The sequence below is a fragment of the Sphingobacterium lactis genome (assembly GCF_011046555.1).
Taxonomy (GTDB): domain Bacteria; phylum Bacteroidota; class Bacteroidia; order Sphingobacteriales; family Sphingobacteriaceae; genus Sphingobacterium; species Sphingobacterium lactis.
The window spans coordinates 2,405,753-2,428,285 of the sequence record NZ_CP049246.1; the positions used below are offsets into that span (position 1 = coordinate 2,405,753).

General features: G+C 39.0%; 22 protein-coding genes. 12 read left to right on the top strand and 10 right to left on the bottom strand.

Annotated features, from left to right (window positions below; all coding sequences use genetic code 11):
* The first annotated feature begins 1 nt into the window (after nucleotide 1).
* The 9 genes from G6N79_RS10575 (at nucleotide 2) to G6N79_RS10615 (ending at nucleotide 10,005) form a co-directional block, all read left to right on the top strand.
* The gene (locus G6N79_RS10575) at nucleotides 2-1,117 is read left to right on the top strand and encodes a glycosyltransferase family 4 protein (RefSeq protein WP_103907839.1); all 1,116 of its coding nucleotides are present in this window, start codon (nucleotides 2-4) and stop codon (nucleotides 1,115-1,117) included.
* A gap of 61 nt (nucleotides 1,118-1,178) precedes the next feature.
* Nucleotides 1,179-2,297: a glycosyltransferase gene (locus G6N79_RS10580; RefSeq protein ID WP_103907838.1), complete on the top strand. Its 1,119-nt coding sequence runs from the start codon at nucleotides 1,179-1,181 to the stop codon at nucleotides 2,295-2,297.
* Nucleotides 2,298-2,423: 126 nt separating this feature from the next.
* A complete protein-coding gene (locus tag G6N79_RS10585; protein ID WP_103907837.1) occupies nucleotides 2,424-2,882 on the top strand; it encodes a S24/S26 family peptidase in 459 nt (152 codons plus the stop codon).
* Nucleotides 2,879-3,148, top strand: coding sequence for a PqqD family protein (locus G6N79_RS10590; protein ID WP_103907836.1), 270 nt, complete (start codon nucleotides 2,879-2,881; stop codon nucleotides 3,146-3,148). Before G6N79_RS10585 ends, G6N79_RS10590 begins: the two co-directional genes overlap by 4 nt.
* Nucleotides 3,149-3,154: 6 nt before the next feature.
* Nucleotides 3,155-4,252, top strand: coding sequence for a nucleotidyltransferase family protein (locus G6N79_RS10595; protein WP_103907835.1), 1,098 nt, complete (start codon nucleotides 3,155-3,157; stop codon nucleotides 4,250-4,252).
* A gap of 8 nt (nucleotides 4,253-4,260) precedes the next feature.
* Nucleotides 4,261-5,883: an ATP-binding cassette domain-containing protein gene (locus G6N79_RS10600; RefSeq protein ID WP_262508107.1), complete on the top strand. Its 1,623-nt coding sequence runs from the start codon at nucleotides 4,261-4,263 to the stop codon at nucleotides 5,881-5,883.
* A 17-nt stretch (nucleotides 5,884-5,900) separates the two neighbouring features.
* The gene (locus G6N79_RS10605; RefSeq protein WP_103907833.1) at nucleotides 5,901-6,818 is read left to right on the top strand and encodes a hypothetical protein; all 918 of its coding nucleotides are present in this window, start codon (nucleotides 5,901-5,903) and stop codon (nucleotides 6,816-6,818) included.
* Nucleotides 6,811-7,602: a polysaccharide biosynthesis/export family protein gene (locus tag G6N79_RS10610; protein WP_103907832.1), complete on the top strand. Its 792-nt coding sequence runs from the start codon at nucleotides 6,811-6,813 to the stop codon at nucleotides 7,600-7,602. The genes G6N79_RS10605 and G6N79_RS10610 overlap by 8 nt, the downstream gene beginning before the upstream one ends.
* Nucleotides 7,603-7,614: 12 nt before the next feature.
* A complete protein-coding gene (locus G6N79_RS10615; RefSeq protein ID WP_103907831.1) occupies nucleotides 7,615-10,005 on the top strand; it encodes a GumC family protein in 2,391 nt (796 codons plus the stop codon).
* Between the two features lie 39 nt (nucleotides 10,006-10,044).
* On the opposite strand, the gene G6N79_RS10620 is transcribed toward G6N79_RS10615, so the two are convergent.
* The 3 genes from G6N79_RS10620 to G6N79_RS10630 are packed head-to-tail and all read right to left on the bottom strand — an operon-like array spanning nucleotide 10,045 to nucleotide 11,991.
* Nucleotides 10,045-10,650: a hypothetical protein gene (locus tag G6N79_RS10620; RefSeq protein ID WP_146060679.1), complete on the bottom strand. Its 606-nt coding sequence runs from the start codon at nucleotides 10,648-10,650 to the stop codon at nucleotides 10,045-10,047.
* Entirely contained in the window at nucleotides 10,619-11,098 is a 480-nt protein-coding gene (locus G6N79_RS10625) for an RNA polymerase sigma factor (protein ID WP_103907829.1), read from the bottom strand. Before G6N79_RS10625 ends, G6N79_RS10620 begins: the two co-directional genes overlap by 32 nt.
* Before the next feature lie 2 nt (nucleotides 11,099-11,100).
* A complete protein-coding gene (locus G6N79_RS10630; RefSeq protein ID WP_103907828.1) occupies nucleotides 11,101-11,991 on the bottom strand; it encodes an alpha/beta fold hydrolase in 891 nt (296 codons plus the stop codon).
* Between the two features lie 77 nt (nucleotides 11,992-12,068).
* On the opposite strand from G6N79_RS10630, the gene G6N79_RS10635 reads away from it, so the two are divergent.
* Nucleotides 12,069-12,923 (top strand): ChbG/HpnK family deacetylase, encoded by an 855-nt coding sequence (locus G6N79_RS10635; RefSeq protein WP_103907827.1) that lies wholly within the window; start codon nucleotides 12,069-12,071, stop codon nucleotides 12,921-12,923.
* Nucleotides 12,924-13,682: 759 nt separating this feature from the next.
* A complete protein-coding gene (locus G6N79_RS10640; RefSeq protein WP_103907826.1) occupies nucleotides 13,683-14,210 on the top strand; it encodes a hypothetical protein in 528 nt (175 codons plus the stop codon).
* 24 nt (nucleotides 14,211-14,234) lie between these two features.
* Here the strand turns inward: G6N79_RS10640 and G6N79_RS10645 are convergent, their stop codons facing one another.
* The 7 genes from G6N79_RS10645 to G6N79_RS10675 all read right to left on the bottom strand — a co-directional run bounded on the left by G6N79_RS10645 (nucleotide 14,235) and on the right by G6N79_RS10675 (nucleotide 21,230).
* The gene (locus G6N79_RS10645) at nucleotides 14,235-14,912 is read right to left on the bottom strand and encodes a DNA alkylation repair protein (protein WP_103907825.1); all 678 of its coding nucleotides are present in this window, start codon (nucleotides 14,910-14,912) and stop codon (nucleotides 14,235-14,237) included.
* A gap of 345 nt (nucleotides 14,913-15,257) precedes the next feature.
* Nucleotides 15,258-16,280 (bottom strand): pirin family protein, encoded by a 1,023-nt coding sequence (locus G6N79_RS10650; protein WP_103907824.1) that lies wholly within the window; start codon nucleotides 16,278-16,280, stop codon nucleotides 15,258-15,260.
* Between the two features lie 150 nt (nucleotides 16,281-16,430).
* Complete coding sequence (locus tag G6N79_RS10655; RefSeq protein WP_103907823.1) at nucleotides 16,431-17,057, bottom strand: hypothetical protein; 627 nt, start codon at nucleotides 17,055-17,057, stop codon at nucleotides 16,431-16,433.
* Between the two features lie 133 nt (nucleotides 17,058-17,190).
* Nucleotides 17,191-18,462 carry a TolC family protein gene (locus G6N79_RS10660; RefSeq protein ID WP_103907822.1) on the bottom strand — a complete coding sequence of 424 codons (1,272 nt, stop codon included), beginning with the start codon at nucleotides 18,460-18,462 and terminating at the stop codon, nucleotides 17,191-17,193.
* Nucleotide 18,463: 1 nt separating this feature from the next.
* Entirely contained in the window at nucleotides 18,464-19,597 is a 1,134-nt protein-coding gene (locus tag G6N79_RS10665) for an ABC transporter permease (RefSeq protein WP_103907821.1), read from the bottom strand.
* Nucleotides 19,598-20,548 (bottom strand): HlyD family secretion protein, encoded by a 951-nt coding sequence (locus G6N79_RS10670; RefSeq protein ID WP_103907820.1) that lies wholly within the window; start codon nucleotides 20,546-20,548, stop codon nucleotides 19,598-19,600.
* A complete protein-coding gene (locus G6N79_RS10675; protein ID WP_103907819.1) occupies nucleotides 20,529-21,230 on the bottom strand; it encodes an ABC transporter ATP-binding protein in 702 nt (233 codons plus the stop codon). The genes G6N79_RS10670 and G6N79_RS10675 overlap by 20 nt, the downstream gene beginning before the upstream one ends.
* Nucleotides 21,231-21,404: 174 nt before the next feature.
* On the opposite strand from G6N79_RS10675, the gene G6N79_RS10680 reads away from it, so the two are divergent.
* A complete protein-coding gene (locus G6N79_RS10680; RefSeq protein ID WP_103907818.1) occupies nucleotides 21,405-22,520 on the top strand; it encodes an acyltransferase family protein in 1,116 nt (371 codons plus the stop codon).
* Nucleotides 22,521-22,533: the final 13 nt, after the last annotated feature.

Genomic DNA, 22,533 nt, shown 5'->3' on the forward strand with positions numbered 1-22,533 from the left:
TATGAAGACAATTGTCATATCCGCTGTAAACTTAGTGGAAGCAGGGACCTTAGAAATTTTAAGGGCATGCTTAGGCTATTTATCTTCCGTTGCGGCCACCAAGCAATATCGAGTAGTTGCTTTGGTCTATGATCGTAATTTAATCAACCTTCCAAATATAGAATACGTTGAGACAAAGTGGCCTAAAAAACGTTGGACCAATCGCTTATGGTATGAATATGTGGAGATGAACAAGATTTCTAAAACTTTAGCACCTGTAGACCTTTGGTTCTCATTGCATGACACGACGCCAACTGTTGAAGCAAAAATACGGGCAGTCTATTGCCACAATTCTTTTTCATTTTATAAATGGAAAATGCATGATTTGTTATTTGCGCCTAAAATTGCCATGTTCGCTATTTTCACCAAATCGATCTACCGCACAAATATACAAGCGAATAATTACCTGGTCGTGCAACAGAACTGGTTTAGGGAAGCTATGGCAAAAATGTTTGATTTTCCGAAAAACAAGATTATAGTTGCACCTCCAAAACATGATAAAATAGAGATCATGCACCTAAGCCATGAAAGGAAAGACGATAATTTATCATTCGTGTTTGCTGGATCGCCAAATTCGCATAAGAATTTTGAGGTCATTGCTAAAGCATGTGCCATTTTGGAAGAGGAGCAAGACATTTCTAACTTTAAAGTATCCATTACCGTCAAAGGAACTGAAAATAAATATGCAGCATGGCTGTATAAAAATTGGGGTCATTTAAAGACGCTTCAATTCGCAGGCTTCCAACCAAAAAAGGATATGGGTAAATTCTATGCCGAAGCGGATTGCTTAATATTTCCGTCCAAGGTGGAATCTTGGGGCTTACCTATTTCTGAGTTTTCCAATTATGGCAAACCAATGATTTTAGCAGATTTGCCTTATGCTCATGAAACAGCAAGTGGAAGTGCACAGGTGGCCTATTTCAATCCGGATAATTCCAGAGAATTGGCTTCTTTAATGCATAAATTAATTCAAGGAAATGTACAATCATTTCAGCGAGAGCCTGATCTGAAAATCGCTGAACCCTTAGCCCATAGCTGGGAGGATGTGTTTACAGAACTGCTTAAATCATCTGCATAAAATGTTTAGTGTTTTTGTTTTAAGTGTTTAGTATATAGTTTATTATTTTTTATTTTTAAATATGAGGATTTTACAGGTTGGTAAGTTTTATCCAATTCGTGGAGGCGTTGAGAAAGTAATGTACGACTTGATGGAGGGGTTGTCTTCGAAAGGGATAGCATGTGATATGCTATGTGCATCTACAGAGGATTATCCCGCTGGAATCTATCCTTTAAATCCTTACGCCAACCTCATTGTTGTAGCGACCAAGATCAAGGCTGCTGCGACAATGCTTGCTCCAGATATGATTGGGAAATTGAGGAAAATAGCAAAAGATTACGATATCATCCACATTCATCATCCCGATCCAATGGCAACCTTAGCTTTGTTCCTTTCAGGCTATAAAGGAAAACTGGTACTCCATTGGCATAGTGATATTCTCAAGCAGAAAACATTATTAAAGCTGTACAAACCTTTGCAGAATTGGTTAATCAAACGAGCTGATATTATCGTAGGTACTACACCTATATATGTGGCGCAATCTAAGTTCCTGCAGAAATTCCAGGATAAAGTGGATTATATCCCGATTGGTATAAACCCAATTTCAGCCGATAAGCTGCCCATTGAATCCCTTAGAAATAAATACAAGGATAAAACCATTGTTTTTTCTTTGGGCAGATTGGTAGAATACAAGGGTTATGAGTATTTAATTAAGGCCATGGAGTTCTTAGATGATTCGTATCATTTAATTATCGGTGGGACAGGTCCTTTGGATAGTGAACTTAAAGAATTGATTGCTAATAAAAATCTCGGTCATAAGGTCGAATTGCTAGGATTTGTACAGGACGAGGACGTACCGACTTATTTTGCTGCATGCGATATCTTTTGTTTAAGTTCTATACTGAAAACAGAAGCTTTTGCCATCGTGCAGATTGAGGCTATGTCCTGTGGCAAACCTGTGGTTTCCACTAACATTCCTGAATCAGGCGTAGCTTGGGTGAACAAGAATAATGTTTCGGGTTTGGTGGTTGATATTGAAAATGGAGCGGAAATAGCGCAAGCTGTTCAAGCCATTATGTTGGATAGGGAGACCTACGATAGGTTTTCCGAAGGAAGTTATCAACGTTTTCAGGAAAATTTTACCCTTGAAAAGATGGTAGATAAATCCCTACAAATATATAATAAGATTTTAGGCATCTAAGCCCATTATTTACTTTTGTAAGCTGGTTAAAAGGATATTTTTGGCGTTTGTTGGTTGGAAAAGACGGTTCATTTATGATCTGTTTACTAGCATCTCATACATTATCCGGAATAATGAATAAAACGAATGGTTGATAAACCAGAAAATAGGATTAAAACAATGAATAATACGCATTTTTTTGATGCATTATTCATTAGTTTAAATGAAGGTAAAACTGTTAAGTTCCGTGTAGTTGGAAAGAGTATGGTTCCCTTTCTCCTTGAAGGTGATATTGTCGTTGTAAAAGCCAGTACAGCTGATGATGTGTCCATAGGTAGAATTGTGTTGGCACGCTATAAAGGGAATTATATTTTACATCGTGTGGTAGGAACAAGTCGGGAAGGAGTGCGTTTAGCGGGCGATGGGAATCTCTCATTGGTTGAAGAGCTGGATTGGGAGGATGTTGGGGCTGTCGTTATTCAGGCGTTCCGAGGAAATAATGAAATACCATGTGACACCACCTGGATTCGGGCAAAGGGAATGATGTGGTACTATGCTAGGCCATTTCGAGCACTGCTAGCCAAAATTAAAAAATTAAGTAAATGAAAATTAGAAGCGAATTACAAATAAGAAAAGTGGGTGAGGATTTTATCATTGTGGATCCCGGTCAAGATATGGTGGATATGTCAAAGGTTTTCACATTAAATGACACTGCTGCTTTTGTTTGGAATGAGTTGAAGGATATAGATTTCACAGAGCAGACAATTATTGAACTTCTCTTGGCAAATTATGATGTGGATTCGGAAACTGCCGCTGGGGATGCAAAAAGATTGATCGATGAGCTCCGTTCAGGAGGATTGCTAATTGAATAGATATTGATGCTAAAAACAAGGATTTCAGAGATATTTTTTGAGTTGTTAAAATCTGGGTTATGGGGAAAGCCAATTTTGAAGGAATCCCTTTTTCCGCTCTCAAAAGAAGAATGGAATCATATGTATAAAATCAGCATCAATCAAACCGTCGAATGTGTCATTTATGATGCCATTCAGCTGTTGCCAAGCATATTCCAACCCGATAAGAGTCTATTCATTCAATGGATGGTGCGCGTGGAAAAACATGCGCAGCGTAATGAACAGATGAATATCAATATCCTTAGGGTAGTGGGGAAGATGAAAGCTAATGGGATTGATCCCATGCTTTTAAAGGGGCAAGGCATCGCCAATTGTTATACCAACCCGCTTCGCCGAGTTTGTGGAGATGTAGATCTCTGTTTTCGAACTCCAGATGTGTTTGAAAAGGCAGATGCCCTGATGTTAGCAAATGGGTTGAACGTTAAGAAATCTGCAGGATTTAGCTCCTCCTATGTGTTCAATGGTTTTGAAATTGAACATCATGGACGCACGTTTGACCTCCATAATCCCTTTATTCAAAGGTATTTAAGGAGTGTCCAAGAAGAAGAGTTTCGTTCCAATCATTATTTGGAAATGAATGGACGTAAAGTGCGTGTGCTGTCAGGAATGCAGATGGCGATTCAAGCTAACGCGCATATTCTCAAGCATCTCCTGTCCTTTGGGATAGGTATTCGACAGTTATGTGATTCGGCTCGGATTTATTATCATTATTTCGAGCAGATTGACCCTGCCGAGTTGAAGAAGGCTTATAAGCGATTAGGCATTTCAAAATGGATTGACGTGCTGCATGTGATACTGGTGAAATACTTGGGATTATCCCCAGATAAACTGCCCAGTGAATTGGATTCTTCTGTACATGCTGATTGGATGATGGAAGAAATTATGGTCGCTGGGAATTTTGGATTTTATAATAGTAAATACGAAGAAATTGAAAAGGACCAAGGAGGAAGAAGGGTGGATTCGGGAAAAAGGATTTGGAACAATATTGTCCAATACATTCCCTATGCACCAGGTGAAGCGATATGGTTCCCGATAATACAATTCTATTCAAGATTTAAACGATAGGATACTTGTTGAACAAATTTAAATATCAATTTAAATGGGCATGGGGTCAGGCAAAACCCTTTAAGTGGTCCTTGCTGATCTATTTTCTATTGGAATTGGTAGCTATAGGTTGTTCATTACTTTTTGTTATCTGGTCCAAACACGCTATTGATTATGCCATTTCCCCTGAAAAGGGAAATTTTAACCAGGCCTTGTTCTTTACTGTATTTTATATCGTGCTTGGGTTGATTTTACGGACACTTGCATCATGGATTAATGATCGGACAAAGTCTAAAATGTTGATTCATCTTCAAAATGTGCTGATAAAAAATCAAATGCTATCGACTTGGAAGGTTGTGAAACAATGGCATACCGGTGATGTATTGATTCGGGTAAACAATGATGCCTCAGATATCGTACAAATGATATCCAGTACCTTCATTGGTTTATTGCTTACTATCATCCGTTTGGTGGCTTCTTTTATATTGCTTTGGAGTATGGATCCCATGTTGGCATTTTTGATCTTGGCGATTTCACCATTATTCCTGTTTTCAAAGCTTTATTATAAGCAGCTACGGAAAATCAATCGAAGCCTGAAAAATGCGGAATCTAATCTTGGAAAAACCGTTCAAGAAAATTTAAGGTTCCGTGTTTCCCTACGTGCATTGGGGCTTCAGGGTTTCCGTTGGCAGAAAATAGAAAACAACCAAACTGAAATTTATAACTTGAAAATGAATCTGTTGAATTTTTCAACTGTTTCTCAAGGTACGTTGAAGTTATTGGTCAATGCTGGATTTCTATTAACCTTCGTGTGGAGTGTGTACAAATTGCAGTCAAATGAGATTAGCTTTGGTATGATGACAGCATTCCTGCAGTTGGTTGGACGGATTCAAACCCCATTATTGGCTATGTTGGGTTTTGTGCCCGTTTTTATTCGCTATAGAACTTCGGTAGAGCGCCTGCAGGAACTTATAGACACCGAAATTGAACAAGAGGAAGAACCAGAGGTTATTCCTGCACCGCAAGAGTTGGTCATCCGAGATCTATCTTTTAAATACGAAGATTCGGATGTAATTGAGGATTTTAATTTAAAGGTTCGAGTCGGTGAACCTACAGCGATTATAGGATCAAGCGGCAAAGGTAAAACAACGTTGATACGGCTGCTTTTAGCGTTGATTAAACCGGACAAAGGGACCATACACATTAAAAATTCACAAGGTACCATAGCCATTAATCCAAAGCATCGGGTGAATATCGCTTATGTGCCGCAAGGTGATAAACTATTCTCGGGAACAGTTCGGGAGAATATCATTACCGATAGTAAGGAATTAACAGATAAAAAGCTTACAGAAGTGTTATATTTAAGTTGTGCGGAATTCGTTCATGACCTCCCTCAAGGGTTGGATACCGTCATAGGCGAATCTGGATTTGGATTGTCCGAAGGGCAAGCACAGCGTATTGCACTGGCACGTGCTTTAATGAAAGATAGCAGTATTTGGTTGTTTGATGAGGTAACATCCGCATTGGACCAGCAAACATCTGAAAAACTTATCACTAGATTGCTTTCAAAAGCCAATGATAAACTTGTTATTTTTGTCACACACGACCTGAAATTAGCAGATAGATGTAGTCAATCTGTTTATATGCAATAAATTATAGAATTAGAAATATGCCAATTGTTCACTATATCGTTGCCGAAAATTTATTAAGCATTGACCTGCCGGAAGGGGTTGACGTGGATCAATGTTTGCCATCGTTTGTGGACTTTAAAGTGTCGGAAGTACCATCTGGTATTTTTCAAATTAACCTAAAGGTTGTGTTTGAAACTACAGATTATACGTCCAATAACCCCAAATTATTAAGTGATATTTCCATAGTCTGGGGAGATCGTTTCAAGTTTGAGGAAGATGAGTCCTATTACATCACCAGTGTGGAAAATATGGATAAATCTGACAAGCGTATTTGGCAGATGTTGAGCAGTAAGAATTTTCACAATTCAACGATCTATGCACGGGAAGAGGATATATATCAAACCAATATTTTAAGTTGGTTAGTAATGGTTGCATTCGGTCAGTCTGTGCTAGCAAACGATACGGCGTTGATTCATGCTTCCGTTGTAAGCAATGCTGCATATGGGGTGGCTTTTTTGGGTAAGAGCGGAACAGGTAAGAGTACGCACAGTCGGTTGTGGATAAAACATAATGCTGGGTTTAGGTTGTTGAACGATGATAATCCCGCAATACGGATTCAAAAGGATGGTTCAGCACGGATTTATGGTACACCGTGGAGTGGAAAAACCCCTTGCTATATCAATAAATCTTTGCCTTTGAAAGCCATTGTCCGTTTGGATCAAGCCCCAAATAATCAATTCGTTTGGAAGAATAAAGGTGCGCAAGGTCTGTTGACTTTGCTACCGAGTTTCACTGCCCTGCGCTGGAACAAAACTATTTTTTCATCGATGATCAATATTTTAGAAAACATTATGCATACTGTTGCTGTTGGACATTTATATTGTCTCCCAGATGAGGGAGCTGCCACACTATGCTATCAAGAAATTAACAACATAAATAATCTTAACAATGAATAAATTTACAATCTACCTGCTTTTCTTAAGTGTACTTTCTTTAAGTTCCTGTTTGGTGCCAAGAAAGGTTACTTATGTGAACAATATGTCTGTTGATTCTTTTTATAGGATCCAGCGTATTCCTGAATTGAAAGTTCAAAAAAATGACCGTATAAGTATTGTCGTAAGTTCCAAGACACCTGAATTAGCTGCTCCTTTTAATCAAGAGGGCGGACTTTATGATGTTTCGGAAAGAGGCGAGGTTTCTTCACGTGTGACCGGGCCTTCATCAAAAGGATATTTGGTGAATAAAAACGGGAATATTGATTTTCCGATTTTGGGCAGTATCCATGTGGAAGGTTTGACCATCGATGAAATCAAATCGATGCTGCAGAACCGTTTGATCAGTGAGAAATACATCAATGAACCAGTTGTCAGTGTGGAAATGATTAACCTACGCGTAATGATGATGGGAGAAGTGAATGGTGTGGGCATGCTGAATATTGAGGATGGAGAACTAAATTTGTTAGAAGCAATTACCCAAAGTGGTGGTTTGACTAATAATGCGGAGTCCCAAGAAATTACTGTTATTCGCGAAGAAGATGGAAATCGGAAAATGTATACAACAAATATTGAAAATACAGAGCTTTTTAATTCGCCGGTTTTTAATTTGAAGCAAAATGATATAGTTTATGTCAAGCCTAAATCTGCAGTGATGACTCCAAGACAAGACCTTTCTTGGAGGTATATTGGTATGTTTACTAGTATATTAGCTCTGAGTGCATCGATAATTGCAATTGGTAAATAAAAATTTTAAAAAATGAACAAAGACTTCCTAATAAAGGATAAACAAACACAGAGTATCAATGTGTTGGATGTTTTGAAATATTTACTATCCAATTGGCGTTGGTATCTATTATCCATTTTAATTTTTGGTGGTTACTTTTATTACCAATACAATAAAACCCCATTTCTCTATAAGAGCTCCCAGACCGTTATGATTAAAACGGCGAGTAATACGATTTCATCATCGCGTATCACCCGTCCAAATAATATCTATAACTCTGTGAATGTCAATAGTGAGATTCTTCAGTTACGATCGAAAGAATTGATGCGAAATACCATAGGCGCTTTGGACGCTAACATTAGTTATAAACGTCAAAATGGGTTGCGGACATTGGAACTCTACAAAACATCGCCGTTCTTGGTGAAATTTGTGGATGCAAATCCGAACATGCCTCAGGAATTCACCTTGAAATCCTTAGGTAAGAATCAACTGGAGCTATCTGAATTTTCAAATCAGGAAGAGGCTGGAAAACCATTAGTAGTTGCATTGAATCAAACAGTCAACACGCCAATTGGTAAAGTGATCATTACGCCGAATCCTGAAAGTAAATACCGGGTGAATGTTTCAGAACCCATTCAGGTTTCCAAAACACCTATCGATGCGATGGTTGGTTATTTCTTGAGTAATCTAGAGATCGTTCAGATGGAGGATGTGGCTATCTTGCAGATGACCATGGAAGATACATCGCCAATGCGCGCTGCGGAAATGATCACGAATCTGATTACGGTATATAACAACATGACCATTAACGATAAAAAGGCTTTAGGTGATACTACAGCCAACTTTATCCGTGATCGTATTGCTATTATCGAAACGGAATTGAGTGGTGTAGAATCGCAGATCGAAGGCATGAAAACGTCCAATCAGGGGCTTGATGTTAAATCTGCTGGTGAGCAATATTGGTCTGACTCTCGTGGGTACGATGCATCCAGTAAAGAAATTGAAACGCAGATGAAACTGGTTGAAATTATGCGTCAGCGCTTGGATGATCCTTCGAAAAGAGATGAATTGATTCCTAGCAATACGGGCCTGGTGGATCAGTCGATTGAGAGTATCATTACTGAATACAATACACTTTTGTTGAGACGCAATCGCTTAACGGCGGGCAACAGTTCTGAAAACCCTATTGTTCAGGATTTGAATACGGCATTGAATGCCCTTCGGGATAATATTTCCCGTGCGGTGGACAATGTCCTTACGGGGTACCGCATTAAGGTGAGAAACCTTCGCCAAGAAGAAAATGCAGCGATCGGTCGTGCGCGCTCCATGCCTGCAAAACAACGTATGATGCTTTCTGTAGAAAGACAGCAAAAAGTAAAAGAAGAATTGTATATCTTCCTATTGAATAAGCGGGAAGAGAATGCCATCAACCAAGCGATGACTGATGATAACATCAAAGTTATCGACTCTGCGAATACCAGCAATTACCCATTCTATCCAAGTCTATTGAAAAAGTTAGCGCTGGGTATCGGTATTGGCTTGGCAATTCCAACGGCTATTCTCTTGCTGATCTTAATGTTGAATACTAAGATTCGCTATAGAAAAGATATTGAGGATAACATCAGTGTGCCTTTGGTTGGAGAAATCCCTTTCTCTACCGACTTAAAGACAGCGAAGAGTGATATCGTTATCAAGGAACAAGGTACAGATGAAGTGACTGAAGCATTCCGTATATTCAGGACCAATCTGGGCTTTATGTCAGCTGGCGATAAATCGCAAAAAGTAATCACTTTTACTTCCTTTAATGTTGGTGCGGGGAAGACCTTCTCGGTAATCAACTTAGGGGTAAGTTTAACATACCTGAAGAAAAGGGTGGTATTGGTCGATTTGGATTTAAGAAAAGGAACGTTGAGTAACATCACGAAATTTCCAATGCCAATTGGTGCGACCCATTACTTATCTGATAGCGCGATTACTGTGGATGAGATTATCTATAAAGATCGGGTAGATGCCAATATTGATATTGTTCCAATCGGTGTTATTGCACCTAATCCTGTGGAGCTACTGCTTAGTGAGCGTTTGGATAGGCTTTTTGTCGAATTGAAGGAACGTTACGATTATATCATTGTGGATAATGTTCCACTTGGTATCGTTGCTGATGCTGATATTGTAAATCGCATTACCGATGTAACCATATTTGTTGTCCGTGCTGGTAAGATGGACCGTCGTCAATTGCCGGATATCCAGAAGTTATACAGTTCTGGAAGTCTAACCAACCTGGCCATTTTATTAAACGGCGTGAAATTCACGAATACCGGCTATGGTGGCTATGGCTACGGTTATGGTGGCTATGGTTATGGCTACGGTTATGGGTATGGAAACCGGAAAAAGAAAAGTTTCTTCCAAAAGTTACTCGGAAGATAGAAGTATAAGGGGCGCTATAATAATAGCGCCCCTTTTTAATTAAGACAGGTCACTTTTTTGCTTCGTTTCTTCTATAAGCAGGGCTATTTCTTTATTTTGTTTCTTACTGATTTTTGGCTTCAAGTATAACCAAACAAAAGCGATCCAGCCGAAGGTTAATCCATAGGCTAAGATAAGGTGTTGAAAATCCATGCGTGAAGTAAACTCCAGAAAGTAGATTCCCAAACCACAGGCCAGCAGCGCGAAATAAATGTTCATGAACACTTTTTGCGTTTTCTGTTGTGCTAGCTGCAAAGCAAGTAAATTATCCAAAAACCTGGTGTTATCATTGTCCACATCAAGCTTTTGATAGCTTCGCTGAATATTATGGTTTTTTAACACGGCCATCGCGATGGCAAAGACCACCAAAGTTAATCCTGCCGGTGCAAATAGGGTCGTGAAATCGATACATAGCCAAAGGATGATGAGGAACACCATTGTGGCGATTAAGGTAAGATTCCCAAGAATCCCCTTTTTAATGTGTTTACGTTTATATTTTTCGATTTTGCTTTTTAAAGCATTAAAATCTGGAGCAGGTACAGTTTGGCCTTGCCAAAGCTTATTTAAATCTAATTTATTGGCGTCCATTTTTCTTGAATTTTTCATTTAACTTTTCCTTAATTCGATGAATCCTTACACGAATATTGCCTTCATGTAATCCGACAACCTTGGAAATCTCGGCTTGGTTCATGCCCTCTAATTCCAATGAAATGATTATTCGATCAATTTCTTTCAATTCGGCGATGAATCGATACAGCATGGCAATATCGCCAGCCATTGTTTCAGTACTTTCCATTTCTTGTGGAAGGTCATCGGTAAGTTCTGTGAAATGATTTTTACGCTCTGCCCGAATTTGCTGAAGACAGGTATTTGTCGCAATCCTAAATATCCAAGTACTTAGTGCTGCTTCTTGCCGAAAGGAGGGGAGCTTTTCCCAAACGGTCAAAAAAGTTTCCTGGGCCAAATCTTTGGCTCGATCAGGATCATTGACATAACCCAAACAGAGCCTGAAGATCTTATCCCAATACAAAGTGTAAATGCTCTTGAAATCCATGGTTACAAGAAACTTTTCAATTGTTCCAGATACCAATCTTCTGCATCATACATGATAAAATGAAGACTGTGGTCCGCATAGCGAATCGATTTATTGGTCAAGCCTCTGTATTGTTCATCAATCGAGGATCCAATTGTTTTAAAACCAGAATTCATCAGAATTAATGCAGGAGCGCTTATGGTTGTTAAACTGTCTCTTAAATCAATCTGGGAAAAGTTACAGTACATTTTGCCAAATGTATTGCGGTCCGATTTTAAAGTCCAATCTAGAACTAAATTCTGATGAACAGTGTCGCGCACCAATGTTTTCACAGCTTGCGTTTGCATATTCTTGAATTGATCGGCCGACATTGCATTTATCTGTGCAACCATAGCAGAGCAATCGGTGTTTGGATCAGCTTTGAATGCAGGATTTGATAAGGCAATGAGGCATGGGACAGCATCTACGACAACAATCTTTTGTATCAACTTAGGTTCCTCAGCAGCAATGGTTAGTGCCATCAATCCTCCCATACTATGCCCGATAAGTGTTGGGTTTTCAATTTTAGACTTTTTAATCAGTCCGATTACGGCCTTTGTCCATGCATTGTAATTTGGGTCTCCTTCAGCTGGAACACCTGCAAAACCGGGGAATGTTAATTTGAAAAAGGTATAATCTTTTCCCAAGTCATCGATTGTTTTGTTCCAGACATCACCTGAACTGCCAAATCCAGGTAGTAAGATTATATTTTTGTTACCATTCCCAATTTTTTCCACTTTGATTCCGTCGTGTAGCTCTTGTGCAGACAAAAGTTGGATAAAGCCTAAAAACAAGAAGATGAAGCTTGCATACACGCTAATTTTTCCTATTAATTTTTCTAAATATTTCATTTTTTGCGTTTGTTGATTTGTCATTTAGATGAATAATAGGGACGAATGTTACACTTTATTTATAAATTAAAGCTGAATTTACATAATTAACCCCTAAAATTATGGAAAGGATAATAGCTTTCATTTATCTTATACTCCTCCTACCTGTGGCGTTAAATGCGCAACAAAAGCCTAGATTGATTGTCAGGGCAGATGATTTGGGATCTTTTGCTTCCGCAAATCAAGCTATTCTTTTGACCGTAGATCAAGGAATTACGACATCGGTAGAATTGATGATGAATTGCCCCTGGACGCCTGAGGCGCTCAACCTATTGAAAGATTATCCAAATCTTGACGTTGGTGTCCACCTTATGATCACCAGTGAGTGGGACAATTACAAATGGAGGCCACTGACGCAGGCTCCTAGTATTACGGATTCCTTAGGGTTTTTTTATTCCTTTATAAATCCCAACCCTTTAGCACCTGGACGTGCAATTCAGGAACATGTATGGAATTTAGCTGACATTGAACGGGAATTTAGAGCACAGATTGAAATGGCGAAAGCGACAGTGCCTCAGGTTTCTCACATCTCCACACATATATTATGTGGTATATGGGATGAGGATGTGAAGACCATGTTGGATCGATTGGCTAAGGAATACAAGCTTCCTCAAGATTTTGATTATAACATTGAACTCTTTCCGATGGATCCATTTGATAAATCAGCTGATTTACAGACAAAAATTTCTAGGTTTATAGACGCTTTGGAGCTTCTTGAACCTACAAAGACGTACTTGTTTGTGGAACATCCGGGGCTGGATGTCGATGAAATGGAGACAGTTGGCCATGAAGGGTACAGAAATGTCCGTAAAGATCGAAGCGACATCACGAAAATATTAACCCATCCTGAGGTCCGGCAGAAAATAAAGGATTTAGGCATTGAACTTGTCGATTTTAAACAAGCGGGTTTAAAATAGAAAAATCAACCTATCTATAAATGTTTAGAATAGGCGACGCTGAAATTCAAAAGTTTGGATTTGTCAGCACTACCATGAATAATAAAATCACAAATGAAATGGAAATAATTATTGCATGCCTTAGATATAACGAATCTTCCGAAACTATCCATTGATAAAATAAAAGAACTAAAAATGGCAGAATAATGCTAAGAGAAAGTAGAACAAGTATCATGGCTAAAAGAATTACAAAACTTATTGATATGACAAATATAAAGCAAAATGTAATTGTAGGAAATAAATTATCGTAATATTTATAAAATTAATATATGGTTTACAATTATAGTTTGACTCACATTTAATTTTATTGCCTAAGACTGTGATATTAATAGTTGTACATTTAAAAATATATTCTGGTGACGAAGCTATTTTAAAATCTGGTCAATAGAAGTGGGTTAACGACTGTAGAGGTTAAAATTTGCAAACATCTAACCTTACTGATTATTTTTATTGGTATAATGTTGATTATCAGTTGATTTTATCTATTATTAATGTGAATTTAAAACTTACTTAATTTACAGTAAATTTTGTTTTGGAAGAATGTTGTGTATGGCATGCAATTGTCGAAAAATGTAATTGAGAATGTGTTAAAATTGACGTAATCAATGGGAGAATAGGGATTCTTAATTCAATTTTAATATCTTTGCTCGCGATGATCAATCAGTTGGATTGGTGGTTTTTATTAAATAATAGATCAATAACATTACTTTTCATCAGGCAATGGAAAAGGTTCGATTTAAGTCCGTTTCGACACTGGATATTTTATTTTTCTTAGCGCTATTATTAAATGTTTTCAATCATTTACTTTTTGAAAAAACAATTGTACCGGTATACATCATCGGACTACTATATGTGTGCGGTTTGTTGTTTTATTTTGCAATAAAGAAGAAGGAGTTCTTTAGTCGAATCAATGTTTTTGAAAGACTCCTTTATACCATGGTCATTTTCGGCTCTATGCTATCTTTTTGCTTTTTGACACTGAACTACATCTTTTCTAAAAAGGAGACCCATTTTACGACCTGCAAGGTGAAATGCCATAGTAAACGGTTATGGGCTGTTGTTAAAAAAGTAAAGGAGCCATCAGTGGTGTATGCAGAACTTCCTGAGGGACTAAATAAGCGTATTCCAGTTTCCAAAGAAGAGCGTATGGGGCTCCATCATATCGATTCGTTGGAGGTGCAACTGTCTCCAGGGGCTTTTGGTTTTTCTATAATACGTCGGATTATTCCCAGAAATGAAAATACATAGCTGAAGACCTGTATATAACCCATCTTAATTCGATTCTCTCTTTACTATTTCCTCAATCCAAATAGGTGCAAAAGGGGAAGTACATCCCTTTGAAACGGGATAATCTTTCAATACACCTAATTTGTGCCCTATAGTTAATGCTCGTTCCCGAAATTCCGGATGTTTGATGCCGATTTGCGCCAATGCAGTATTCATGGTCCATTGCAAGTCATAAGGTGCTTGCCCCATCTCATTCTCTATGGTATTCAAAAGTTCAGGGATGTTCTCTAGATCAGGGTTTCTTGTTACATTGCCACTGATGAGACTCCATGCAAGGCGTTGAAGCATTAGATTATCGGCGGTAAACCACTCGGTCCGTAAGGTTTGTTTATCTGCATAATCTTTAATGATGTAATTATACAACCAATCCACTACATACGCATAATTTTCCGATGAAACCATGGCTGTCAATTCCTTGTTGGACAATAGTTTCGGGTCCAAAATTAAACAGGCCAAAAATCGAGCTTCCATTTGATTGGTTTCCCAGAGTGCGAGACCTAAAGCATGATCTTTTTTTATTTTCCCCGCGATTTTTCGTATGTCGCCCATCTTAACACCAAATTGATTGTGCCCAGCGCCGCGTTTAATATTTTGCGCTTTTAATTTTTCATTCCCGAGAGATTCAAGCTCATGAAGTATTGTGTTAACCTTTTGACTAAGCATAATGGAATATTTAGGTTGATAAAGATAGCTATTTAAACCAAAACCTTTCCATTTATAAAATGCTAAAGAAAGGCAAAAGATAAATAACAATTTACAGGTAGCTAACTTATTAATATTATTAGTGAGGCATACTTATAGAAAAGAGATAGTTTATCCGGTAAAAGCATACCGAATAAAAAGAAAGCGAAAAAAAAACTCCTCAGGCGGGGAACCTAAGGAGTTTTAACTAACCAATTATTAACCTAAATTATGAAATTTAATAAGTACTTTTCAATGTTCATGCCGAAAAGCGCTTAAACCCAGTAGTTAACATTTTTTAACAAATGCATACTGATTGTCAATAAATTATTTACCAGGTTCATCTATTACCTTTCCAAAATCATAGCTCGCAAACCGTGGTGCATCTTTTTCATTTACCAAATCCGATTCTTTATCCCCCCATGGCCAACCGCCAAATTCAGTTACCCGATATTCTTGAAAGGCTTCCTGCAATTCCCTTTCAGTATTCATAACAAACGGTCCATAAGCAGCAACTGGTTCATTGATGGGTTCGCCCTCTAGAACCAAGAGTTTTGCGCCCACATTGCCTGCTGTAAATACGATCTCTTCACCACCGGCTAAATCAACCATACTGTTTGGATCTAATCTATAGTCTGCTACCTGTATACTTTCCGTTCCGTCATAGAACAGCACAAATCTATTCATGGTATCGGAAACTGCCGGCAAGGTAAATGTCGTATGAGCCTCCATGTCGATCAACGCAATTCCCACATGATTTTGGGGATCCTTTGCCCAAGAATGTTCAAGGGGCTCTTGGGCTTGTATGCCTTCGTATGTGCCTAAAATTGCTTTAATGATCACCTTTCCGTTTTCTTGCTCAAATACGCCCGTTGGTATTTCTTCATGCCACAACATTTTATAATTGGGTGGGGTCAATTTATTTTTTCCAGGCAAGTTCAACCATATTTGAAATAGGCGTAATGGATTTGGTTTGTCATCGTGTACCAGAGGGAACATTTCTGCATGAAGAACACCGGATCCTGCACTCATTAATTGTACATCTCCTTGACCATATCTTCCTTTCGATCCTTTAGAGTCGAAGTGGTCTGCATAGCCTTCGGGAATGATCGTTACGATTTCAAATCCACGATGCGGGTGGTGTGGGAAACCAGGGATAGTTTCTCCATGGTACATCCGCCAGTTATTTGATCGATCAAAGTCCTGACCTAACTCTCTGCCTTCCAAAGATGCATTTGGACCTAATTTACCATTTCCTTCAGGGTACTGATCGAAATGGTAGGCACCCATAATATAGGGATCGCGGATTGGTAAGCGACCTTCAATTTTGGAAATATTTTTAATTTTCATAGTGATTCCTTTTTTGATTTTATATGCTAAGTGATAATCAAATAGGAAGCCAATAAACGCTTTTTTGTCAGTTACTTACCTTATGGTAACCGCTAACCGAAAGGTAACCTCTAACCTGATTGGACCTAAGGAGGGATCAGGGAGGATTTATTATTCTGTTGGACGGAATGCAATCAGTTCACCTCTTCTACCTTCGTAATTTTCAATGTTTATTTCTGCTTGTGTATAGGTAATAGGGGAGTTATTCGTTTCTAGTGCAATATTTTGCGATAGCGTAAACTGATAGGCTATTCCATCCATAGTGATAAAGTAGACTCGATCTTGATCGATTTCGTGTTGACCACTTATTAGCATAGCTCTTTTGTTCGCAGTTCTAGCGTTTATCCATTTGTCCGATCCTCTGGTCGTTAACCAACCTGTCACAGTGGCATGATACTGCTGATTTGTCGGTGCTTGAAGGTGGTTGACCAAGTTGACAAAGTGCAGAAAATCAATTTCATAAGGAAACAGGAGTAGGGTAGTTTCAGGATCAATCCGAATCAGTTTGATAAGTACAACATAATCATCCACATTATACATGTCACAAAAATCATAACAGGCATCTTTAACGTTGCTATAGATTGGTCCATTGACCAATATAGCCTTATCGTTAGGATGAGGTTCAAAGTTTGATTCTGCGAATATTGGCCTGCCCGAAGCAGATCTTGATTTTGAAAAAATACAAACCAAAATGCAACTCACGATCAGCACAATAACTATGTAAATGATTGTACTCATGTAAGAAATTTTAGAAAATAGGTTGTGATTGGGTTAACAATCGGTAATCGTTTCGAAATTAAAATTAAGGAATAATTTGAGATTGTTTATAATAAATTATTAAATCATGAAAAAATAATATTTGGTCGGAGTGTTACAGCAGTTGCGCCTCCAATAGGTCGTATTCGGCTTGTAATACATCCTGCTGTGCTTTTAAAAATTCGCTATATGCTTTATTGAGATCAGAAATTAATATTCTTCCAGCATCGTAAGCACTTCTTTTTTCATTTTTATTCCGTTCGGCTAATTCAAGAATTTTTTGCAAGCCAATCCGTTGTTTTTGGAAAAATTGAACTTTTGCGTTTTTCTTAAGGCGGTCATTATTTTCCTTGCTGATTTCCTCCTCCAGCTGCAGTCTGTAAATTTTTTCCTGTAACCCTGCTTTTCGAATCGAAGCGCCATTACTGAAATAAGCCGTAATCGGGATCTTTAGTGCTACATTGGTAAAGCTGTGTCCATACCAGCTGTCTTTATCCACAATATTGAAGTCATTGCTGAAGAATTGACTACCCAAATAGCCGTTCAAGCTTAAAGTGGGGAGTAGTTGGCGTTTTATTCCTTTTAATTGCACTTCGGCGACTTTTCTATCTATTTCAATTAATTGTTGGGTATACGAACTGTCCGATCCATTTCCGACTAACCTCTGGATTTCTGTAATATCGGAACTTAAAAAGCGAATACTGTCAGTTAGGACATAATTTGCGAGTTCGGCGTTTGATTCCTGCAATACCTGCCAAGCTTGATACATGGTGATGATTTTTCGCTCCAACTCCTGTTGTGCTAATCTATTTTCCTCCGAAGATATTCGTCCTGACTCATAACGGAGCGCTGTTGTCGTTAAGATTTCTGCATAAATCGCTGAGTCCTGAAGGCTGGATTGGTACTGTTGCGTTGCTAGAACCACTGAAGCGTAGGCAAGTGTTGCATTTTTTTTCCAATCTGTGTAATCCTGTTGGCTTTCAATTCTTGCACGCTGTAAATTGAGTTCATCTTCTGCTCGTTGCTGCCTTTGGGTAGGGTTGAAAAGATCCCATTCCAACTGCAATCCTGCTTTTGCATTCCATTTGGTCGAAAATTTTAACGGGATGATTGCGCCTTCTTGCGCATTGGGGTCAAAGGCGATCGCTGGGACAGGAGTGGTAGGGATAATTAAATTACGCTGTAGATTCACATCTCCGTAGATAATAGGAAATCGTTCCGATCGGCGTACGTTAAGCTGTTCCTCCTGGATGGAAACTTGGGTGGCCTTCTGTCGCTGTTGAGCAGATTCAAATCCCTTTCCCCACAGCTGTTCGATGCTCAATTGTTGTGCTTTGCCCGGAAATACCGTAATTAAAAAGGCTATGATAATTAGGATGTTTTTCATGTTAAAATACCGATGCAGGTTCGAGTTTACTGATTTTACGTACGGCAAACAAAGATCCACCAATGGAGATGACCATTGTTAATACCAATAGAAAAAGGAGGAAAGGAATATTCAGTTCGATGTTGAGTCCACTATTGGCAACGCCAAATTTAAAACCTATAATAAGTACCATGGCGATAATATACCCTATGGCGGCGTATAGAAATGCTTGAGCCACGATTAGTTTATTTACATATCCTTTTTTGGCACCGATGGCCTTTAGTGTTCCATAATCCTTAATTCGATCCAATGCGGAAGAATACAGCGTCAAACCGATAATGAAAAATCCAGAAATCATGGCGAAGATGACCAATGTGCCAAAACTCATTCCCATATTGGATGATATCAGGATTTCTTTCACTGTTGAGTTTTTCAGTTTTTTGGGATCCCAAGCTCTAAGATGGGGAAAGTTTTTCCCAACCATCCTGATAAATTCCTGCTTATCCATTCCCGGTTTTAACCGGCAAACCAATAAACTGACCTGATCTCTGGGGAAATTTCCTAAAATTCGGGCGTTTTCCAAGCTTGCGTACATAAAGCTTGCGCCAAAAGCCTGTGCATTGCGGGTAATCAAGCCTACTTTAGCGGCTTTGCCATTGATCTCTATAGGTTTGTTCAGGAAAAGTTCGGTTTCCCATGTACGTGCATTGAAATATTCTGCAGATAATGAATAAGGCTGCATTAAATTTTCAATCCGGCCACTGTCGATTTTAGCAGAGGAGGGGCCCATTCGAAATTCTGGAGCTGGAGCTCCAACAATCGTAACGGCAGCTGTCTTACCATTCATAAAAGTAGCCTGAGCTGGTGCAAGAATAACCGGGATGGCTTTTTCTACAAAATCCAAGCTGCCAATTTCCTGTACATTGCGCTGATCGATACTGTTGATTGCGTTTACATTATTGCTCTGCGATTCGATGATCCAAATGTCGTTATCCTGGATATCCGCATTGTTAACCAAATTGCCCATTAAGCCCATAAGAAAGAAAAGTAAACTCAATTGTTGACCAATCAGGAAGATCGAAATGACTATCGCTGTGATGATACCGAAGCTTTTTGCTCGGTCAAATCGAATAAATTTCCACGCAAGGCTTAACATTTAACGCAATTGAATTTTAACTTCTACTTTTGAATTTATCAGCAGGCTTCCGCCTGAAGGTTCCACCTTTATTTGCCGAATCCGGCGGTCTTCTGCTTCATTGGCTGTTTCAAAAAATATGGATTTATTCACTAATGTTGGACTGACATAACGTACGATACCTTTGGCGATCACCTGATTTTTTCCAATGGGATTAATGGTCACCTGTTGACCAACAGTAACTGAATCTGCGAAAAGCTCATCTATTTCCGCCTCAATAATTATCAGTTCGTTTTTAACCATTTGCCCCAACATAGTGTTGGCATTCACGGATTGTCCAACCTCCACCGATAGGTCGGTGATTATTCCGTTACCTGGTGCAAGAACAGTAAAATCTTTTTGCTGAAGACGTGCTTTATCAATGGAGAACTGTTGTTCCTTTTCGGTCGCTCGATTTGCAAGCAATTGTTTGCGAAGACTGGAAACACGCTTTTCCTGTTGTTGATAATTCGAAAGATCTATTTCTAGATTTTCTCGTGTCTCAGCATTTTTTCTATACAATTCGTTGGAAGTTTCGTACTTCTCGCGCAATTGTTTCAGACTGATTTCCTCGCGCTTCAGATCCTCAACTTGACTTTGATGGGTTGCCCGCAAACTCTCCAATGTCGCTTGGGCCTGTGCAGCATCCAGGGCAGTCTCATCTTCACGTAACTGAACGAGCAGCTGGCCCTTCGAAACAGTGTCACCTTCCTGAACGTTAATTGCTGCAACTGAAGCCGTTATCGGACTGGATATCTGCAGCCAGCCATCAGCGGGTACTACTTTGCCAACACCTATGATGGAAGAAAAGGTCAGAGTGCTGTCAGCATTCCGATCCTTTTCTTCCCGTTCCTTTTTGTTGCTACACGAAGAGGCCAGCAGAGAAAAGCTGCAAAATGCAATCAAAGGAATATTATTTATAATCTTCTTCATTGTTTATCGTATTAGAAACCTTTCCCTCTTCGACATAAATTATTTCATCCGCAAATTTCCGTAGCCTTAGGTCATGGGTTACAATGATTACCGCTTTTCCTTCTTGGGCCAGTTCCTTGAGTTCTTCCATAATGGTTGCCGCACTTTTAGCATCTAAAGAAGCTGTGGGTTCATCGCATAATATCATGGAAGGGTTTGTGACCAATGCGCGTGCTATAGCTACCCGTTGTTTTTGCCCTCCACTTAATTTCTTCGGCAGATTGGCCAACCGATCAGACAACCCTACCGCTGCTAAAGCTTCCTCTGCTCGTTGCCGAGCATCTTTCTTAGAAACACCTTGAAGCAATAAAGGTTGCATGACATTTTCAAGTGCTGTTAATGGTTCTAAAAGATTGAATTGCTGAAAAACAAAACCAATTTCATGTAACCGTAAGTCCGCTAATTTGTTTTCGGATAGTTCTGTGATTTCTCGATCCTTATAATACACTTTTCCTTCTGTTGGATAGATGATACTCCCTACGATGGAAAGTAAGGTCGTTTTGCCGGATCCTGAGGGGCCCATGATCAATGTTAATTTGTTTGCAGAAAAGGTCAGGTCCGTCTTGTCCAGTGCAGTGATTGTTATATCTGCGGTCTGGTAAGTTTTGGAAACATTTTCTAAACGGACAATAACTTCAGGCATGGGCAAATGATGATTGATAAAGTTAGGGAAGTAATGGTCGCTTCCAAAGAAAAAATACGGTTTTTTAGGTGTTTTTGAAAGACTTTCGTAAATTAAATTTAATTAACCGCATTCGAACCTGAAACATAAGGGACTTTCTGTGTTCTTTACAAGGAAAGTCAAAAACCTAAAGCTATGAAGACAAATAATGCTAACCGCTTAGAATCCCTTGATATCCTTCGTGGGTTGGATTTATTTTTACTTGTAGGCTTGCAACCGATTTTGATAGCTTTTGGACAAATAATCGATAATCGTACTTATCATACCTTTCTTCAGCAATTTGAACATGTGGAGTGGGAGGGATTTCGCCTTTGGGATTTAATTATGCCCTTATTTCTCTTCATGACTGGTATTACGATACCTTTCTCGCTGGACCGGAAAATTGAACAACCCGGCAAGGAAGTGTATCGCCATATATTCAGACGATTTGTAGTGCTCTGGATTCTAGGAATGATCGTACAAGGAAATCTGTTGGAATTTAATTACGAAACGATCCGCTTGTATTCCAACACCCTACAGGCCATTGCGGCCGGATACCTTCTCGTGAGTTTGGCCTATCTTCATCTGAATTTGCGGAAATTAATTTCTTTGGGATGCTGTTTTCTGATTATTTATTCCATCCCTATTTCAACCTGGGGTGCATTGCTACCCCATGATAATTTTGCTTTCTATATCGACAGAATGTTTCTGCAGAATTTTATGGATGGTGTTCACTGGACGGATGGATCGTGGAGCTTTTCTGAAAATTATCATTACACCTGGATATGGAGTAGTTTAACCTTTGCTGTAACCGTGCTTATGGGCTGTGTGACGGGGAAATTGATTAAAGATGGGAAAGATAAAGATCCAATCAGGACGGTATGGTATGTCGTGGGTGTGGGAATTGCTTGCATTTTTGTCAGTTTACTGTGGCAGCTACAGCAACCCATCATCAAGAAAATATGGACAGGAAGCATGACGCTCTATTCGGGAGGAATATGCATGGTGCTCATGGGTTTGTTCTATTATCTGATTGATGTCCTCAAAATAGCTGCGCCATTCCGGTGGTTGAAAGTTTACGGAATGAATTCCATCGTTGCCTATGTTGTAGCTTCCATTATTGACTTTAGAAGTGCGGTCCACTCACTCACACATGGAGTCGAAGAATATTTCCCAGCATACAAGGACCTTATCCTAACTGTGGGGAATTATGGCGTCGTATTTTTGATCCTGTTACTCCTTTATAGGAGAGGGATATTTGTGAAGGTTTAAAAGTATTAACAAT

What these genes read in the sequence shown, in the direction of transcription:
- G6N79_RS10575 (WP_103907839.1), top strand. Translation starts at nt 2, where the DNA reads ATGAAGACAATTGTCATATCCGCTGTAAACTTAGTGGAAGCAGGGACC.
- G6N79_RS10580 (WP_103907838.1), top strand. Translation starts at nt 1,179, where the DNA reads ATGAGGATTTTACAGGTTGGTAAGTTTTATCCAATTCGTGGAGGCGTT.
- G6N79_RS10585 (WP_103907837.1), top strand. Translation starts at nt 2,424, where the DNA reads ATGGTTGATAAACCAGAAAATAGGATTAAAACAATGAATAATACGCAT.
- G6N79_RS10590 (WP_103907836.1), top strand. Translation starts at nt 2,879, where the DNA reads ATGAAAATTAGAAGCGAATTACAAATAAGAAAAGTGGGTGAGGATTTT.
- G6N79_RS10595 (WP_103907835.1), top strand. Translation starts at nt 3,155, where the DNA reads ATGCTAAAAACAAGGATTTCAGAGATATTTTTTGAGTTGTTAAAATCT.
- G6N79_RS10605 (WP_103907833.1), top strand. Translation starts at nt 5,901, where the DNA reads ATGCCAATTGTTCACTATATCGTTGCCGAAAATTTATTAAGCATTGAC.
- G6N79_RS10610 (WP_103907832.1), top strand. Translation starts at nt 6,811, where the DNA reads ATGAATAAATTTACAATCTACCTGCTTTTCTTAAGTGTACTTTCTTTA.
- G6N79_RS10615 (WP_103907831.1), top strand. Translation starts at nt 7,615, where the DNA reads ATGAACAAAGACTTCCTAATAAAGGATAAACAAACACAGAGTATCAAT.
- G6N79_RS10620 (WP_146060679.1), bottom strand. Translation starts at nt 10,650, where the DNA reads ATGAAAAATTCAAGAAAAATGGACGCCAATAAATTAGATTTAAATAAG.
- G6N79_RS10625 (WP_103907829.1), bottom strand. Translation starts at nt 11,098, where the DNA reads ATGGATTTCAAGAGCATTTACACTTTGTATTGGGATAAGATCTTCAGG.
- G6N79_RS10630 (WP_103907828.1), bottom strand. Translation starts at nt 11,991, where the DNA reads ATGACAAATCAACAAACGCAAAAAATGAAATATTTAGAAAAATTAATA.
- G6N79_RS10635 (WP_103907827.1), top strand. Translation starts at nt 12,069, where the DNA reads ATGGAAAGGATAATAGCTTTCATTTATCTTATACTCCTCCTACCTGTG.
- G6N79_RS10640 (WP_103907826.1), top strand. Translation starts at nt 13,683, where the DNA reads ATGGAAAAGGTTCGATTTAAGTCCGTTTCGACACTGGATATTTTATTT.
- G6N79_RS10645 (WP_103907825.1), bottom strand. Translation starts at nt 14,912, where the DNA reads ATGCTTAGTCAAAAGGTTAACACAATACTTCATGAGCTTGAATCTCTC.
- G6N79_RS10650 (WP_103907824.1), bottom strand. Translation starts at nt 16,280, where the DNA reads ATGAAAATTAAAAATATTTCCAAAATTGAAGGTCGCTTACCAATCCGC.
- G6N79_RS10655 (WP_103907823.1), bottom strand. Translation starts at nt 17,057, where the DNA reads ATGAGTACAATCATTTACATAGTTATTGTGCTGATCGTGAGTTGCATT.
- G6N79_RS10660 (WP_103907822.1), bottom strand. Translation starts at nt 18,462, where the DNA reads ATGAAAAACATCCTAATTATCATAGCCTTTTTAATTACGGTATTTCCG.
- G6N79_RS10665 (WP_103907821.1), bottom strand. Translation starts at nt 19,597, where the DNA reads ATGTTAAGCCTTGCGTGGAAATTTATTCGATTTGACCGAGCAAAAAGC.
- G6N79_RS10670 (WP_103907820.1), bottom strand. Translation starts at nt 20,548, where the DNA reads ATGAAGAAGATTATAAATAATATTCCTTTGATTGCATTTTGCAGCTTT.
- G6N79_RS10675 (WP_103907819.1), bottom strand. Translation starts at nt 21,230, where the DNA reads ATGCCTGAAGTTATTGTCCGTTTAGAAAATGTTTCCAAAACTTACCAG.
- G6N79_RS10680 (WP_103907818.1), top strand. Translation starts at nt 21,405, where the DNA reads ATGAAGACAAATAATGCTAACCGCTTAGAATCCCTTGATATCCTTCGT.